This window comes from Streptomyces sp. NPDC001914 (genome assembly GCF_042891215.1).
Lineage (GTDB): Bacteria > Actinomycetota > Actinomycetes > Streptomycetales > Streptomycetaceae > Streptomyces.
Genome location: NZ_JBIASW010000002.1, coordinates 593,810 through 608,759, shown reverse-complemented (window position 1 = coordinate 608,759; position 14,950 = coordinate 593,810). Strand labels below are relative to the sequence as shown.

Annotated in this window: 12 protein-coding genes; 4 read left to right on the top strand and 8 right to left on the bottom strand. The window is 71.4% G+C overall.

Annotated elements, in window-relative coordinates:
- Nucleotides 1-108 precede the first annotated feature (108 nt).
- Together cpaB and ACFYYF_RS07720 are read right to left on the bottom strand one after the other, a co-directional pair.
- Nucleotides 109-822 carry a Flp pilus assembly protein CpaB gene (cpaB, locus tag ACFYYF_RS07725; protein ID WP_361685910.1) on the bottom strand — a complete coding sequence of 238 codons (714 nt, stop codon included), beginning with the start codon at nucleotides 820-822 and terminating at the stop codon, nucleotides 109-111.
- Nucleotides 823-1,055: 233 nt separating this feature from the next.
- Nucleotides 1,056-1,940, bottom strand: a complete 885-nt coding sequence (locus tag ACFYYF_RS07720; protein WP_361685908.1) for a hypothetical protein — start codon at nucleotides 1,938-1,940, stop codon at nucleotides 1,056-1,058.
- A gap of 381 nt (nucleotides 1,941-2,321) precedes the next feature.
- Between ACFYYF_RS07720 and ACFYYF_RS07715 the strand changes: the two genes are divergently transcribed.
- Both ACFYYF_RS07715 and ACFYYF_RS07710 read left to right on the top strand, forming a co-directional pair.
- Nucleotides 2,322-4,007: a chitinase gene (locus ACFYYF_RS07715; protein ID WP_388772450.1), complete on the top strand. Its 1,686-nt coding sequence runs from the start codon at nucleotides 2,322-2,324 to the stop codon at nucleotides 4,005-4,007.
- A gap of 345 nt (nucleotides 4,008-4,352) precedes the next feature.
- Nucleotides 4,353-5,720 (top strand): M14 family metallopeptidase, encoded by a 1,368-nt coding sequence (locus ACFYYF_RS07710; RefSeq protein ID WP_388772448.1) that lies wholly within the window; start codon nucleotides 4,353-4,355, stop codon nucleotides 5,718-5,720.
- 81 nt (nucleotides 5,721-5,801) lie between these two features.
- On the opposite strand, the gene ACFYYF_RS07705 is transcribed toward ACFYYF_RS07710, so the two are convergent.
- The 5 genes from ACFYYF_RS07705 to ACFYYF_RS07685 all read right to left on the bottom strand — a co-directional run bounded on the left by ACFYYF_RS07705 (nucleotide 5,802) and on the right by ACFYYF_RS07685 (nucleotide 10,637).
- A complete protein-coding gene (locus ACFYYF_RS07705; protein ID WP_388772446.1) occupies nucleotides 5,802-6,593 on the bottom strand; it encodes a hypothetical protein in 792 nt (263 codons plus the stop codon).
- Nucleotides 6,594-6,657: 64 nt separating this feature from the next.
- Complete coding sequence (locus ACFYYF_RS07700; RefSeq protein WP_388772445.1) at nucleotides 6,658-8,181, bottom strand: GntP family permease; 1,524 nt, start codon at nucleotides 8,179-8,181, stop codon at nucleotides 6,658-6,660.
- A 251-nt stretch (nucleotides 8,182-8,432) separates the two neighbouring features.
- Nucleotides 8,433-8,843 carry a RidA family protein gene (locus tag ACFYYF_RS07695; RefSeq protein ID WP_361685898.1) on the bottom strand — a complete coding sequence of 137 codons (411 nt, stop codon included), beginning with the start codon at nucleotides 8,841-8,843 and terminating at the stop codon, nucleotides 8,433-8,435.
- 7 nt (nucleotides 8,844-8,850) lie between these two features.
- Nucleotides 8,851-9,618: an IclR family transcriptional regulator gene (locus ACFYYF_RS07690; RefSeq protein ID WP_365480277.1), complete on the bottom strand. Its 768-nt coding sequence runs from the start codon at nucleotides 9,616-9,618 to the stop codon at nucleotides 8,851-8,853.
- Nucleotides 9,615-10,637 (bottom strand): sugar kinase, encoded by a 1,023-nt coding sequence (locus ACFYYF_RS07685; protein ID WP_388772980.1) that lies wholly within the window; start codon nucleotides 10,635-10,637, stop codon nucleotides 9,615-9,617. Before ACFYYF_RS07685 ends, ACFYYF_RS07690 begins: the two co-directional genes overlap by 4 nt.
- Before the next feature lie 350 nt (nucleotides 10,638-10,987).
- Between ACFYYF_RS07685 and ACFYYF_RS07680 the strand changes: the two genes are divergently transcribed.
- Together ACFYYF_RS07680 and ACFYYF_RS07675 are read left to right on the top strand one after the other, a co-directional pair.
- Nucleotides 10,988-12,265, top strand: coding sequence for an alanine racemase (locus ACFYYF_RS07680; RefSeq protein WP_388772443.1), 1,278 nt, complete (start codon nucleotides 10,988-10,990; stop codon nucleotides 12,263-12,265).
- Nucleotides 12,266-12,327: 62 nt separating this feature from the next.
- Nucleotides 12,328-13,956, top strand: coding sequence for an amidohydrolase family protein (locus ACFYYF_RS07675; protein WP_388772442.1), 1,629 nt, complete (start codon nucleotides 12,328-12,330; stop codon nucleotides 13,954-13,956).
- A 20-nt stretch (nucleotides 13,957-13,976) separates the two neighbouring features.
- Here the strand turns inward: ACFYYF_RS07675 and ACFYYF_RS07670 are convergent, their stop codons facing one another.
- Entirely contained in the window at nucleotides 13,977-14,867 is an 891-nt protein-coding gene (locus ACFYYF_RS07670) for a serine protease (protein WP_388772441.1), read from the bottom strand.
- Between the last annotated feature and the right edge of the window lie 83 nt (nucleotides 14,868-14,950).

Below are 14,950 nucleotides of genomic sequence, written 5' to 3'. Positions count from 1 at the left end.
CGCCGCCGCGTCCCGGCCCGGGGGCCCGGCGCCGGCCGCGTCGCCCGGGCCGGCCTCGTGCGCGGCCCTGGGCACCGCCCCGTGGGCATGGACCTCATGCGCGGCCTCCTACTTGTCCTCGTCGAGGGTGTACGTACGGTCGCCGGGCGCCACGATCGTGTCGGAGCCGCCGGCGACCAGGGCGAGCCGGACGTGTTCGGCGAACGACTCGGCGTACGCGACGCGTTGGGCGTCGGCGGTGCCGAGCGCGAAGGTGATCGGGACGGCCTGGGAGACGCTGCTGCGCCGGTCGGCGCTGGACTGGTCGGGTTCGAGGGCGGTGAGCCTGCCGACGTCGATGACGCGGGCGTTCTCGACGATCACCTTGGACTGGTCCCTGCCTTTGTCGTTCTCGGCCTTGAACGTGGCGTAGATGTTGACCCGCGAGCCCGGGTCGATCTTGCCCGCGACGCCGGTCGACGCGTCGATCATGATGGCGATCTCCTGCTGCCCGGCGGCCAGTCGGGGCTTGTCCACGATCATGTCGGCCTGCAGCAGGGAGCCCTTCTCCAGCCGGGTCACGGCGATCTTCCCGCGGATCCGGGCGAGGTCGGTGACGGCGGTGGACGACAGCCACCGCTCGGGCATCGAGATCTTCTCGAACTGGTCGGCCGTCAGCTCCTTGTAGGGCGCGATGTCGCTCTTGAGGCGGTACGCCGTCACCTCCGGGCCGACCTTGGAGTTCACGTCGCGGATCACCGAGAGGACTCCGGCGAAGGCGCCCAGGGCGGCCAGGACCGAGAGGACCAGCAGGATGACGCCGCGGCGCTGGCGCGAGTTCACTGAATCTCTCCTCGTGGGGCGGTACCGGGACGTGGACCGGGCTGTCGTTCCTGCCGGGGATCCGGGAGCTGGCCTCCGGGTTGATGCAGCATGTTCAGGACAACCTCGATCTACGGGGACGGCGGGGTCGGGCGGGTGGTGCCTGATGCGCTGTGCGGTTCGTGCCGGGTTGCGCTGTGCGGTCGTGCCGGTGCGGTCGTGCCTGGCATGCGGCTGGAGCGGACCCGAGGGGCCTAGGTGGCGCCTCGGGGCAGGGCGCGTACCGGAGAGGCTGCCCGTACGGTCGTGGCCGGAAGCTCCTGCGCGGAGGGTGTCGACGGCAGCGGGGCCGCGCAGAACCCGCAGCGGTCACCGATGAGTTCGAGGCCGCACCAGCGGCACTCGTCGCGCCGGACGGAGGAGACGAGCTGGTAGAGGACCGAGACGTCGTACAGCCCGGCGGCGAACTCGACGAGCCGGTTCGTCCCCCACCAGCGGACCGACTCCTCGGGCAGCGGGACGGTCGCGGCGCCCTGGACCTGCCAGGCGGGCGCGAGCGTGGAGGTGACCCAGTCGGAGGGCGGCTGGCCGGCGGCCGACAGCAGCCGGGTCCCGAACTCCGGTCCGGGCAGGTCCTCCTGGCCGACTCTGATCAGCTCGGCACGCGGATTGGCGAGGACGGCGAACTGGGCTCCCGGCACCCAGGACTTGGCGTGCGACTTCAGGGAGACCGGGACGCGGTCGAGCTTGGCGACCGAGCCGAGCAGGGCGCCGGCGTAGATGTAGTGCGCGAGCAGCCGGGCGGCGGAGGCGAGCACACCGGGGCTGAAGTCACAGACCGACAGCTGGCGCAACTGCTGTGCCAGCAGGGCGATTCCGAGCGGGGGCAGGTCGATGCCGAGCAGCGCGATGCGGTCGCTCTCCAGGACCGAGCGGACGGTGTGCAGCCGCCGGGTGACGGCGGTCTCGGCGGAGGCCGGGTAGAGGGAGATGACATACCCGTGCTGCTCGATGAGCGTGTGCATCCCGGTGAGGGAGTCCTCCAGGGTGCCGAGCGGCTGGACGGCCGCCGGCGGGGTCTGCCGGTCGTGCGGCGGGAGCACCAGATCGGGACTGGTGACGGCTATCGCGGTCGGCACGCTGCACACACCCCGTTCGCTGCGGCGGGGTGGTCAACCACCGCCTCAGATCGCCCCTTTGTCGCCATAGAGCGTCATGGCCGTTCATCGAACGGCCACGGATCGCCACGGTGACGCCCTCTTGCATCAGCACCATATCCACGGCATGGCCCGCTCAACACCGAATCTCCGAGATCATCTCACCGAAGGTGCGGGCGTGATCAACGGAGAGTGAGCCGTCTCAAAACAACTCGGCCCTCGCATAAGGGCGTTGAGGGTGCCGGAGGTCTTGACAACCAGATTGGTCTGGACCAACTTGTATCCACCGGCGGTGGCCACCGTTCCGTTCCCCCTCCCCTCCCCCACCTCTCCCTGGAGGACCCAGTGGACCGCGTCATCCGTATGCCCGGACGCAGATGGGCGGGAGCCCTCGCCGCCGCCGTCATCGCGTCCGTCCTCTCCCTGACCGGACTGGCCGGCCAGGCCCAGGCCGCCGACGTCAACAACGTCAAGAACGGCGGCTTCGAGTCCGGCCTGAGCAACTGGACCTGTTCGGCGGGCAGCGGCGCGACCGTCTCCTCACCGGTGCACGGCGGCTCGGCCGCCCTGAAGGGCACGCCCGCGGGCCAGGACTACGCGCAGTGCTCCCAGTCCGTCGCGGTGAAGCCCAACTCGACGTACACGCTGAGCGCCTGGGTCCAGGGGTCCTACACCTACCTCGGGGCGAGCGGCACGGGGACGACGGACGTGTCGACCTGGACGCCCAACACCACCTGGACGCAGCTCTCGACCACCTTCACCACCGGTGCCTCGACGACTTCGGTGACGGTCTGGACGCACGGCTGGTACGGACAGCCCGCCTACTTCGCCGACGACTTCTCGGTGTTCGGCCCCGACGGCGGCGGTGGCGGCGACCCGGCCCCGACGGTCCCGGCGACCCCCGCGGGCCTCGCCGTGTCGGGCACGACCTCCTCGTCGGTCTCCCTGGCCTGGAACACCGTGTCGGGCGCGACCGGCTACAACGTCTACCAGGGCGGCTCCAAGGTCCAGTCGGTGTCCGGGACCTCCGCGACCGTCTCCGGGCTCTCCGCCTCGACGTCGTACTCGTTCCAGGTCAGCGCCACGAACTCGGCCGGTGAGTCCGCGAAGTCGTCGGCCGTCACCGGGACGACGAGCGCCTCGGGCGGCGGCGGGGGCGGCGGCACCGTGCCCGCGCACGCCGTGACGGGCTACTGGCAGAACTTCAACAACGGCGCGACCGTGCAGAAGCTCTCCGCCGTGCAGTCGCAGTACGACATCATCGCCGTCGCGTTCGCCGACGCCACGAGCACGCCCGGCGCCGTCAGCTTCACGCTCGACTCGGCCGGGCTCGGCGGCTACACCGTCGACCAGTTCAAGGCCGACGTCAAGGCCAAGCAGGCCGCGGGCAAGAAGGTCATCATCTCCATCGGCGGCCAGAACGGCACCATCTCGGTGAACGACTCCTCGTCGGCCACGAACTTCGCCAACTCCGTCTACTCCCTGATGCAGACCTACGGCTTCGACGGCGTGGACATCGACCTGGAGAACGGCCTCAACGCGACCTACATGTCCCAGGCGCTGCGCTCGCTGTCCGGGAAGGCCGGCTCGTCCCTGGTCATCACCATGGCCCCGCAGACCATCGACATGCAGTCCACGTCGAACGCGTACTTCCAGACCGCGCTGAACATCAAGGACATCCTCACCGTCGTCAACATGCAGTACTACAACAGCGGTTCGATGCTCGGCTGCGACGGCAAGGTCTACTCGCAGGGCTCGGTCGACTTCCTGACGGCGCTCGCCTGCATCCAGCTCCAGGGCGGTCTCGACGCGTCCCAGGTCGGCCTCGGCCTCCCCGCCTCCACCAGCGGCGCGGGCAGCGGCTACGTCTCCCCGACCATTGTGAACAACGCCCTCGACTGCCTGACCAAGCTCACCAACTGCGGCTCGTTCAAGCCCGCCAAGGCCTACCCGGGCCTGCGCGGCGCGATGACCTGGTCGACCAACTGGGACGCCTCCGCGGGCAACGCCTGGTCGAACGCGGTGGGCCCGCACGTGCACGCGCTGTAGTTCCACGCCACCGCATCACCACAACGCACCACCCCACCGCACCACTCCACCGCCCCACCCCGCCGCACCCCACATGCGGCGGGCGAGGCGGCGGACTTCCCCGGCGGACCCCCCCGAAGGTCCCCCCTCCGGCCCCGCTCACCGCTCCCGCGGCGAGCGGGGCCGGTGCCGTTCCGCGCGGCCGATTCCCGCCGACGCCCCTTTGTCGTCTCTTGACCTGCTCATGCCATGACCCTCACCATGAGCGCCACACCCGCACCAGGCACGTCACCTTGAGCCACCCCCCAGCTCCGTTCCCCTACATTCCGGAGATCCCGGAATTTTCCGGAGAAACAAGGAGACTTCATGCGACTTCGCCCACGTGGCAGTGGCAGCGCCGACGGCAGAGGCACAGGCCGCCGACGCGGCGCCGCCCTCGCGGTCCTCGCGGCACTCGCCCTCGCGGCTCCCCTGACCGCCACGGCGACCGACGCCACGGCGAGCGGGGCCAGGGCCCTCGCGCCCTCGTCCGACGACGTCAGGCAGTACGAGATCCACCAGAGCTCGACCTCCGCGTCCCGGACGCAGATCCAGCGCTCGGGCGTCACCGTGGACGAGGCCGACGAGGAGACCGTCGTCGTCTCGGGCCGCGCCGACCAGATCGCCACGCTGCGCCGGCAGGGCTACGACGTCACGCCGCTGGGCTCGGCGCCCGACCGCTCGGCCGCCGGCGACCTACGGCTCTTCGACTTCCCGACGGCGGACTCGAAGTACCACAACTACGCCGAGATGAACACGGAGATCGACCAGCGGCTCGCCGCCTACCCGGGCATCATGAGTAAACGGGTGATCGGCAAGTCCTACCAGGGCCGGGACATCGTCGCCATCAAGGTCAGCGACAACGTGGCGACCGACGAGAGCGAGCCCGAGGTCCTGCTCACCTTCCACCAGCACGCGCGTGAGCACCTCACGGTGGAGATGGCGCTGTATCTGCTGCGCGAACTCGGGGCGGGCTACGGCAGCGACTCCCGGGTCACGAACATGGTGAACAACCGCGAGATCTGGATCGTCCCGGACCTCAACCCGGACGGCGGCGAGTACGACATCGCGAGCGGCTCGTACCGTTCGTGGCGCAAGAACCGCCAGCCCAACTCCGGCTCCTCGTACGTCGGTACGGACCTGAACCGGAACTGGAACTACAAGTGGGGCTGCTGCGGCGGCTCTTCGTCCTCCAAGTCCTCCGAGACCTACCGCGGCGCGTCGGCCGAGTCGGCGCCCGAGGTGAAGGTGGTCTCCGACTTCGTACGCGGCCGGGTCGTCGGCGGCAAGCAGCAGATCACCGCGGGCATCGACTTCCACACCTACAGCGAGCTGGTGCTCTGGCCGTTCGGGTACACCACCGCCGACACCGCGACGGGGATGACGGCGGACGACGCCGCCGCGTTCAAGGCCGTCGGCCAGAAGATGGCCGCCAGCAACGGGTACACGGCCGAGCAGGCCAGTGATCTGTACATCACGGACGGCTCGATCGACGACTATCTCTGGGGCACCCAGAAGATCTTCGACTACACCTTCGAGATGTATCCGTCGTCCAGCTCCGGCGGCGGCTTCTACCCGCCCGACGAGGTCATCGAGCGCGAGACCTCCCGCAACCGGGACGCGGTGCTCCAGCTCCTGGAGAACGCCGACTGCATGTACCGGTCCATCGGCAAGGCCGCCCAGTACTGCTCGTAGGCGAGAACGCCCCGGCCGTACCGGCCGGTGGCCGGGGATCCGCGTGCCCTTCCTGACCGGGCGCGCGGATCCCCGTACCGCTTACGGCTTCTCGCCCTTGTCCGCGCCGGCCGAGGTGTCCTCGTCCTCGCTCCCGGACTCGCCCTTCACCTCGGACTCGGACTCGCCCTTCACCTCGGACTCGGACTCGGTCCCGGCCTCGGTCTCGGCCACCGTCCCGGCCTCGGTCTCGGTCTCGGCCTGCGCCTCGGTGTCGTCCTCGCCGTCCTCGAAGTAGGCGTCCAGGACGGCGTCGAGCTGCTCCTCCCACTCCTTGAAGCGTGCCCGGGCGTTCGCCTCGATCTCGATCGGATACCAGCGGCGCTCCGGCGTGTGCACCGTGATGGTGTACCGCTTGCCGAAGCGCGGCGACTCCGTCTCGACGGCGCCGATCTCGTCCCAGCGGAACTCCGCCTCCTGGTCGTCCAGGCGCAGCCGGACACCGCTGTGGTCGGCCCTGATCGAGGCACGCCGGTCGGACGCCTCGAAGACGGGACCGTCGGGGGCGGGGCCGCTCTCCTCCTCGGCCTCGGCCTCCTCCGGGATCTCGGCGGCGGGCGCCTCGTCGGACGCCGCCTCGTCGGACGCCGCCTCGGACGCCGCGTCGTCGGACGCCTTCTCGCCGGAGACCGTCTCCTCGGAAACGGCCTCCTCCGAGACGGCTTCCTCGGAAACGGCCTCCTCCGAGACGGTCTCCTCCGCGGCGGCCTCTCCGGTCTCCACGACCGCGTCCTTCGGCTCCGCCGGCACGGGTGACGTGAGCCCGGGGATGTACGCCGGGTTCACCGCGGCGGCGTCCAGGGGCTGACTCTTCGAACCTATGCGCTGCTCCACAGCGGGAAGTATGGTCGAAGATCCTGTGCGGGGCACAGCCAGCCCCGAATTGGCGATGCCACTGTTACACGAAGAGACTCATCACGGCGGCCACGGCGAACCCCGCGACGGACAGCACCGATTCCAGGACGGTCCAGGTCCTCAGGGTGTCGCGCTCGCTGATGCCGAAGTACTTGGCCACCATCCAGAAGCCGCCGTCGTTGACGTGCGAGGCGAAGATCGAACCCGCCGAGATCGCCATGATGACGAGGGCGACGAAGGCCTGCGAGTGGTGGCCCTCGCCGAGCAGGGGCGCGACGATGCCGGCCGTCGTGACGATCGCGACCGTCGCCGAGCCCTGGGCGACCCGCAGGACCAGGGAGATCAGATAGGCCAGGACGATCACCGGGAGACCGACGTCGTTGAAGGTGTCCGACAGGGCCTGCGCGACCCCGCTGGCCTTCAGCACGGCGCCGAACACACCGCCCGCGCCGACGACGAGCAGGATGTTGCCGACCGGCTTGAGCGACGAAGTCGACACCGCCTCCAGGGACTTGCGGGACCAGCCGCGCCGGATGCCGAGCAGGTAGTAGGCGAGGAGCAGGGCGATCGTGAGGGCGACGAACGGGCTGCCGAAGAACTCGACGACCGAGCGGAGCGTGGAGGGGTCGAGGGCGATCGAGGAGAAGGTGGCGGCGAGGATGAGCACCAGCGGCGTACCGATGATGCCGATGACGGTGCCGAGCGGCACCGGCTTCTCCCGCGGTTCCGCACCGTCGTCCGGGCCGTCGGACCCGCCGGGCGGGGCGACGCCCGCGCGCCGCTGCTCCTCGGCCACGGCCCGCCTGGCCTCGGCGGCCGCCTCGACCATGTCCTGCGGTACGGGGACGAAGATGCGCCTGCCGATCCAGGCGGACCAGACCCAGGCGGCCAGCACGGCGGGGACACCGCAGACGATGCCCATGAGGACGACCCAGCCGAGCTGGACGTGCAGGAGTCCCGCGGCGGCGACCGGGCCGGGGTGCGGCGGCAGGAAGGCGTGGGTCATCGACAGACCGGCGAGCAGCGGCAGGCAGTAGAGGAGGATCGACCTGCCCGACCGTTTGGCGGCGGCGTAGACGAGCGGCGCGAGGACGAAGATGCCGACGTCGAAGAAGACCGGGATGCCGAAGATCAGGCCGGTCAGGCCCATGGCGAGCGGGGCCCGCCGCTCCCCGAAGAGGCCGAGCAGCCGGGAGGCCAGCACCTCGGCGCCGCCGCTGACTTCGAGGATCGCGCCGAGCATCGTGCCGAGGCCGATGATGATCGCGACATGGCCGAGGATGCCGCCCATGCCCGTCTCGATGACCGATACGGCGGTGGACCGCTGGACCGTGCCGAACAGTTCCGTGACCGAGAGTCCGGCGGAGAGGCCGACGGCTATGGAGACGGCGAGGAGGGCGACGAACGGCTGGAGCCGGACCTTGATGATCAGGAAGAGGAGGAGCGCGATGCCGAGGGCGGCGACCGTGAGCAGTCCGGCCGTGCCGTCGAGGAGGAGCAGGAGACCGCCGGTGTGCGGTGGTGTCTCCGGGGCCGGGGCTGTCGCTGCGAGCGGGTACGACGACATGTCGGGGGAGCCTCTCTTTCGTCAGTCCGTGGGGGCTTTCGGGCAGGGCGGATCGCGGTGCGGCTCCCCCGGGGTGGCGGGTGCCGCACCGTGACGTCGTACGGGGTGCGGGAGGTGCGCGAGGTGCGCGGTCGCGCGGACCGCCGCCTGCGCGGGTTGCGCGGGCGGGCGGGTCACGCGGACCGGCGGGTCACGCAAAGGGGTGGGTGCGCGGTGGCGCGGGGTGCGCGGGCGTGGGCCCGGAGGGGGCGTCAGCCGAGGACGGCGAGCACGTCGATCTCGACGAGGAGTCCGGCCGGCAGTCCGACGTAGACCGTCGTGCGGGCGGCGGGGGGCGCGGTGAGGCCCTGCTCCTCGAAGTACTGGTTGTAGATCTCGTTCATCTCGGCGAAGTGGCCGGTGTCCGTGAGGTAGACGCGGATCATCATCGCGTCGTCCCAGCCGGCGCCGCCCTCTTCGAGGATGGCCTTGACGTTGGCGAGCGTCTGGAGGGTCTGCTCGCGCAGGGTCGGACCGGCGGGCGTCGGCGGCTTGCCCTCCTCGGCGGGCAGGAAGCCGACCTGTCCGGCGACCTGGAGGATGTTCCCCTTCCGCACGCCGTGCGAGAACTTGGCGGGCGGGGTGGTGTGGGTCGCGGGGGTGAGGGCGATCTTGTCGGTCATGCGGTGCTCATTCCTTCGGGTCTTCCTTCGTGGGGGCTTTGCCGGAGTAGTCGCGGCTGATGGCGTCGGCCGTACGGCGTACCAGCGGGAGCAGGGTGAGAAGTTCCTCGGCGGTGACGACGACGTTGGGCGCGGAGACCGACATCGCCGCCGCGACGCGTCCGTCGGCGCCGCGGACCGGGGCGGCGACACAGTTGATGGACTCCTCGTGGCCGCCGAGGTCGGTGGCCCAGCCCTGCTCGCGCACCGTCGCCAGTTCCTTCAGGAAGGCGGGGGCGTTCGGTGTCGAACGGGCCGTGTACATGGGGTAGTCGAGCTTGTCGGCGACGGCGCGGCGCTCGGCCTCGGACAGGTCGGCGAGGAGGAGTTTGGCGACCGCGGCGACGGTGATGGCGACGGGTTTCCCGATCCGCGAGTACATGCGCACCGGGTAACGGCTCTCCACCTTGTCGATGTAGAGCACCTCGTTCTCCTCGTACACGGCGAGGTGGACGGTGTGTCCGCAGCTCTCGTTGAGGCGGACGAGGTGGGGGTGGGCGATCTCGCGGACGTCGAGGTTCTCGACGGCCTCCTGGGCGAGGGCGAAGAGACGGGCGCCGAGCCGGTAGCGCTGGTCGGACTGGCGGTACACCAGGCCGTGTTCGTTCAGGGTGCGCAGCAGGCGCAGGGCCGTGGACTTGTGGACGCCGAGGCGGTCGGCGACCTGGCCGAGGTCGGCGGGGCCCTCGGCGAGCAGCGGCAGGATGCTCAGCGCTCGGTCGACGGTCTGGCTCATGGCGTACGTACCTCCTCCGCGGCCCGTGTGTCGGCTTCGGTCCAGCCGGGGCCGAGACGAAGTGTCTCCCAGGCCCGGTCGTCGAGAGCCGCCAGCCGGTCGGCGAGCCCCCGGGCGGGCGGCTCGGCGAGGTCGCCGGGGACCGTGAGGGCAGCGGCGGCCGTCAGATGGCCGTGCCGCAGGCGTTCGCGGGCGGGGAGACCACGCAGGGTGGCGGAGAGGAACCCGGCGGCGAAGGCGTCACCGGCGCCGACGGCCGCGACGACGTCGACCCCGAGGGCCGGGACGAAGGTGGCGGTGCCGGCAGTGTCCTCGGTTCGCTCGGGCCGTTCCGCACCGGACTTGTCGAACACGACGGCGCCGTCCGCGCCGAACTTGACGACCAGGACGTCGGGTTCGGGAAGCGCCGCGCGGATCGCGCGTGCTCCGCGCAGTCCCCAGGCGTCGCGGGCCTCGTCGTCGCCGACGAAGACGATGTCGGCGCCGCGCGCGAGGCCGAGCAGGACGCGGGGGCCCTCGGGGTGGCCGCGCCACAGGCCCGGGCGGTGGTTGACGTCGAAGGAGACGAGGGGGCGGCCGGTCCGCGGGGCGGTCAGCTCGCGCATCAGCTCCAGACAGCCGCCGGAGAGCGCGGCGGTGATGCCGGACAGGTGGAGCACGCGGCCGGAGCGGGCGGCGGCCAGGTCGGTGTTCCGCGCCGTCATGGCCGAGGCCGCGGATCCGGCCCGGTAGTAGGCGACTTCGTGGGCGTCGGTCGCCCGGTCGCCCGCGGTGCGGAAGTAGACGCCGGTCGGCCGGGCGGGGTCCCGGCGCACGGCGGAGGTGTCGACGCCGTACGCGGTGATCGCCTCCACCAGGTGGTCGCCGAACCCGTCGGCGCCGACCCGGCCGACCCAGCGGGCGGAGTGGCCGGCGCGGGCGAGCACACAGGCCACGTTCGACTCGGCGCCGCCGATCCCCCGCTCGAACGACGGCACGTCGGCGAGGCGTCCGGGCCGGGTGGGCAGGAAGGTGACCATGGACTCGCCGAGCGCCACCACGTCGACGGTGCCGGTGCCGGCCGCCGTGCCATTGCCAGTGCCGGCCCCGGTGCCGGTCCCCGTGCCGGTGCCGGCCTCGATGTCGGTACCGGTGCCGGTGTCGACGTCGGTGCCGGTGCCGGTGTCGACGTCGGTGCCGGTGCCGGGGGACACGGCATCCACGGGTCCGTTGCTGCTCACGGTGGTCGGGGCTCCTCGCTCTGGCGGCCCACGGCGGCGAACGGCACCGTTGACCCTGCGTCGGCTGGGATGTTAGACAGCAGCGAACGACATACGCAATGAGCGTTGCGCATGATGCAACGCACGTACCGACAGGCCGAGGAGGCCCCATGAGCGCCGACACCGCCGCCGCACCACTGGCCGCTCTCGCGGCGGAGCGCGTCGACCACCGTTTCAAGGGCCTGCCGCCGGACGCCGGCGGTCTGAGCGTCGGCGAGCTGGCCGCCCAGCGCCGCAACCTCTTCACGGACGGATTCACCACCCCCGTCCTCGCCCTCTCCGCCGAGCGCCTGACCCACAACCTCGAACTCATGGAGACATACGCGGTCCGGCACGGCCTCGCCTTCGCGCCGCACGGCAAGACGTCCATGGCACCCCAGCTCTTCTGGCGGCAGATCGAGCACGGCGCCTGGGGCATCACCCTCGCGGTCCCCCACCAGGTGCGGGTGGCGAGGGAGTTCGGCATCGACCGGATCTTCCTCGCGAACGAGCTGGTCGACCCCGCGGCCCTGCGCTGGATCGCCGCCGAACTCGCCGCGGACCCGGACTTCCGGTTCGTCTGTTACGTGGACTCGGTGCGCGGCGTGGAACTGATGGACGCCGCGCTGCGCGGGAGCGCCCGCCCGGTGGACGTCGTCGTGGAACTCGCCGCCGGCGCGGGGGCCCGCACCGGCGCGCGGACGGAGGAGGACTGCGCGGCCGTCGCCGACGCCGTGGCGGCGACCGGGACGCTCCGGCTGGCCGGTGTCGCGGGGTACGAGGGCGAGGTGCCGGACGCGAACCCCGAGCGGGTGCACGCCTGGCTGCGGCGGCTGACCGGTCTGGCGGCGGCCTTCGACGTCGCCGGGCGGTTCAAGGACGTCGACGAGATCGTCGTCAGCGCGGGCGGCAGCGCCTGGTTCGACGCGGTCGCCGACGTCTTCGCGGAGATCCCCGAACTCTCCCTGCCCGTCCTGAAGCTGCTGCGTTCGGGCGCGTACGTCTCGCACGACGACGGCCACTACCGCAGGCTCACCCCCTTCACCCGCGTCCCGCGCGAGGGCGCCCTGCACCCGGCCTTCCGCCTCTGGTCTCAGGTCGTCTCGCGGCCCTCCGCCGAACAGGCCTTCACCAACGCCGGCAAGCGGGACGCCGCCCACGACCTCGATCTGCCCGTCGCCCAGGCCGTGCGCCGCGCCGGAACCGAGCGCCCGGCGGACGGCATCGAGGTGAGCAGGCTCTCCGACCAGCACGCCTGGCTGCGCACGGACCCCGGGGCTGACCTGGAGGTCGGCGACTGGGTCGGCATGGGGCTGTCCCACCCGTGCACGTCCTTCGACAAGTGGCAGCTCATCCCGCTGGTCGAGGCGGACGGCACGGTCGTCGACTACATCCGTACGTTCTTCTAGAGATCCGTACGTCCCTCCCCCTCCGAAAGATCGCTGCGCCCCACCCAGACGGGAGTCACCCCATGGACCACGCCGACCTGGTCATCCAGGACGTGGACGTCGCCGACGGCAGCGGCGCGCCGACGTACCGCGCGGACGTGGCCGTCAAGGGCGGCCGGATCGTCGCGATCGTCAAGGAGGCCGCGGCGGCCGGCTGCCAACGGCCGCGCGGCACACGGGAGCTGGACGCCGAGGGCCTGGTCCTGGCCCCCGGCTTCATCGACATGCACGCGCACAGCGATCTCGCGCTGCTGCGGGACCCGGACCACAGCGCGAAGGCCGCCCAGGGCGTGACCCTCGAAGTCATCGGCCAGGACGGCCTGTCGTACGCGCCGGTCGACGACCGCACGCTCGCCGAGGTGCGCCGGACGATCACCGGCTGGAACGGCGACGGCGACGACGTCGACTTCGACTGGCGTTCCGTGGGCGAGTACCTGGACCGGCTCGACCACGGCTTCGACGGCGAGGGCATCGCGGTGAACGCCGCCTACCTCGTCCCCCAGGGCACCGTCCGCATGCTCGCCGTCGGCTGGGAGGACCGCGAGGCGACCCCCCGGGAGCTGGACCGGATGCGGCAGTTGGTGGTGGACGGGCTGCGGGAGGGCGCGGTCGGCATGTCCTCGGGGCTGACGTACACACCGGGGATGTACGCCCGGGACGCCGAACTCACCTCCCTGTGCCGGGTGGTGGCGGAGCACGGCGGCTACTACTGCCCGCACCACCGCTCGTACGGGGCGGGCGCCCTGGAGGCGTACGAGGAGATGGTGGCCCTCACCCGCGAGGCGGGCTGCCCGCTCCATCTCGCCCACGCCACCATGAACTTCGGGGTGAACGAAGGGAAGGCGCCGGACCTCCTCGCCCTGCTGGACGGGGCGCTGGCGCAGGGCGCCGACATCACCCTCGACACCTATCCGTACACCCCCGGGTGCACCACCCTCGCGGCGATGCTGCCGAGCTGGGCGGGCGAGGGCGGCCCGGAGGCGGTGCTGGCCCGGCTGCGGGACGACGGCACCGCCGAGCGGGTCCGGCACCACATGGAGGTCGTCGGCGCGGACGGCTGCCACGGCGTCCCCATCGCGTGGGACACGATCGAGATCTCGGGGGTGAACGACCCCGGCCTCGCCCCGTACGTCGGCCGGACCGTCCAGGAGTCGGCCGACCTGCGCGGCGAGGAGCCCTGGACCACCGCCCGGCGGCTGCTGGTCGAGGACCGGCTCGGCCCCACGATCCTCCAGCACGTCGGGCACGAGGAGAACGTCCGGGCGATCATGCGCCACCGTGTGCACACCGGCGGCTCGGACGGCATCCTGCACGGCGCCAAACCGCATCCGCGCGCCTACGGCACCTTCCCGCACTATCTCGGCCGGTACGTAAGGGAGTTGGGCGTCCTGACGCTGGAGGAGTGCGTCGCCCATCTCACCGGCAGGCCGGCCGCCCGGCTGCGGCTGCCCGACCGCGGTCTCGTCCGCGAGGGGTACCGCGCCGACCTGGTCCTCTTCGATCCGGCGACGGTGGCGGCGGGTTCGACCTTCGCGGCGCCCCGCACCCTGCCCACCGGCGTCCCCCATGTCCTGATCGACGGCCGTTTCGTCGTCGAGGACGGGCGCCGGACGGATGTGCTGGCGGGACGGGCGGTCCGCCGGACGGCGTGACCGCCCGCCCTCCCGCGGTGTTACGGCTTGGGCAGGACGCACCCGCTCAGGCTCAGGTCGAGCTTGTTGCCCGTCGTGAAGCAGGCCGGGATCTGGTAGGTCTCCTCGGCGTAGTTGATGCCCTGGCGCACGGTGACGGTGCCGTTGGCGTCGACTTCGCAGGGGTTGTTCACCGTGCAGCGCTCGCCGTCCTCGTTGCCGGTGTTGTTGACTGCGACGACCTTGCCGGTGGACTGGTCGATGACCGGCGAGCCCGAGGTGCCGCCGATGGTCTGGCAGGCGGAGGTGTAGCGGACCGAGTCCTTCCAGGTCCAGTCCCCCTCCTTGAGGCGGTACACGAACCCGTCGATGCTGCAGCTGTAGAGGCGCTTCCAGTAGCCGGAGGCCACGGTGATGGCGGTGCCGGCGGTCGGGTGCGTGTTCTGCACGGTCAGCGCGCTGATCCCGTACGAGTTCCTGATGGTCGCGTAGGTGCTGGTGAGCTGGTAGATCGTGATGTCCGTGTCGGTCATGGTCGAGTAGGCGACCTTGTTCGCGCGCAGCGTCGCGACCCTGGTGCCCGACGCGTTCAGCAGACCGAAGGACCGGCTGGAGGACTGGCCGACGATCACCTCGCCGGGGTCCGGGAAACCGGTCTCCAGGCAGTGGCCGTTGGAGAGCACGAGCGCCGGGTCGGTGTCCGCCGAGTTGGGGAAGCGGATCACCGAGCCGGAGCAGTTGCTGAGCGCGACGGTCCCGGCGAGGCTGACGGCCTGGAGGGTGGGCGCCGCCTTCGTACCGGCCGTCCCGGCGGAGGCGGACACGGACACGGGCGCGGGAGCCGTGTGGGGAGCGGGTGCCGCGACCGCGGGTGCCGCACCCGCCCCGGACAGCACCAGGGCGAACACTGCGGCGACGAGAGGCTTTCTCATGTGGGGGTCCCCTCTTGCGACTTGGGGCGGCCGAAGGTCGTCCGGCCGCCTTCCGCTGACCGGAGGTCTTCCGGCCAGTTGTT

Excerpts from the sequence above, each read along its gene's own strand:
- ACFYYF_RS07715 (WP_388772450.1), top strand. The coding sequence starts at position 2,322 with ATGCCCGGACGCAGATGGGCGGGAGCCCTCGCCGCCGCCGTCATCGCG.
- ACFYYF_RS07710 (WP_388772448.1), top strand. The coding sequence starts at position 4,353 with ATGCGACTTCGCCCACGTGGCAGTGGCAGCGCCGACGGCAGAGGCACA.
- ACFYYF_RS07700 (WP_388772445.1), bottom strand. The coding sequence starts at position 8,181 with ATGTCGTCGTACCCGCTCGCAGCGACAGCCCCGGCCCCGGAGACACCA.
- ACFYYF_RS07695 (WP_361685898.1), bottom strand. The coding sequence starts at position 8,843 with ATGACCGACAAGATCGCCCTCACCCCCGCGACCCACACCACCCCGCCC.
- ACFYYF_RS07690 (WP_365480277.1), bottom strand. The coding sequence starts at position 9,618 with ATGAGCCAGACCGTCGACCGAGCGCTGAGCATCCTGCCGCTGCTCGCC.
- ACFYYF_RS07685 (WP_388772980.1), bottom strand. The coding sequence starts at position 10,637 with ATGGTCACCTTCCTGCCCACCCGGCCCGGACGCCTCGCCGACGTGCCG.
- ACFYYF_RS07680 (WP_388772443.1), top strand. The coding sequence starts at position 10,988 with ATGAGCGCCGACACCGCCGCCGCACCACTGGCCGCTCTCGCGGCGGAG.
- ACFYYF_RS07675 (WP_388772442.1), top strand. The coding sequence starts at position 12,328 with ATGGACCACGCCGACCTGGTCATCCAGGACGTGGACGTCGCCGACGGC.
- ACFYYF_RS07670 (WP_388772441.1), bottom strand. The coding sequence starts at position 14,867 with ATGAGAAAGCCTCTCGTCGCCGCAGTGTTCGCCCTGGTGCTGTCCGGG.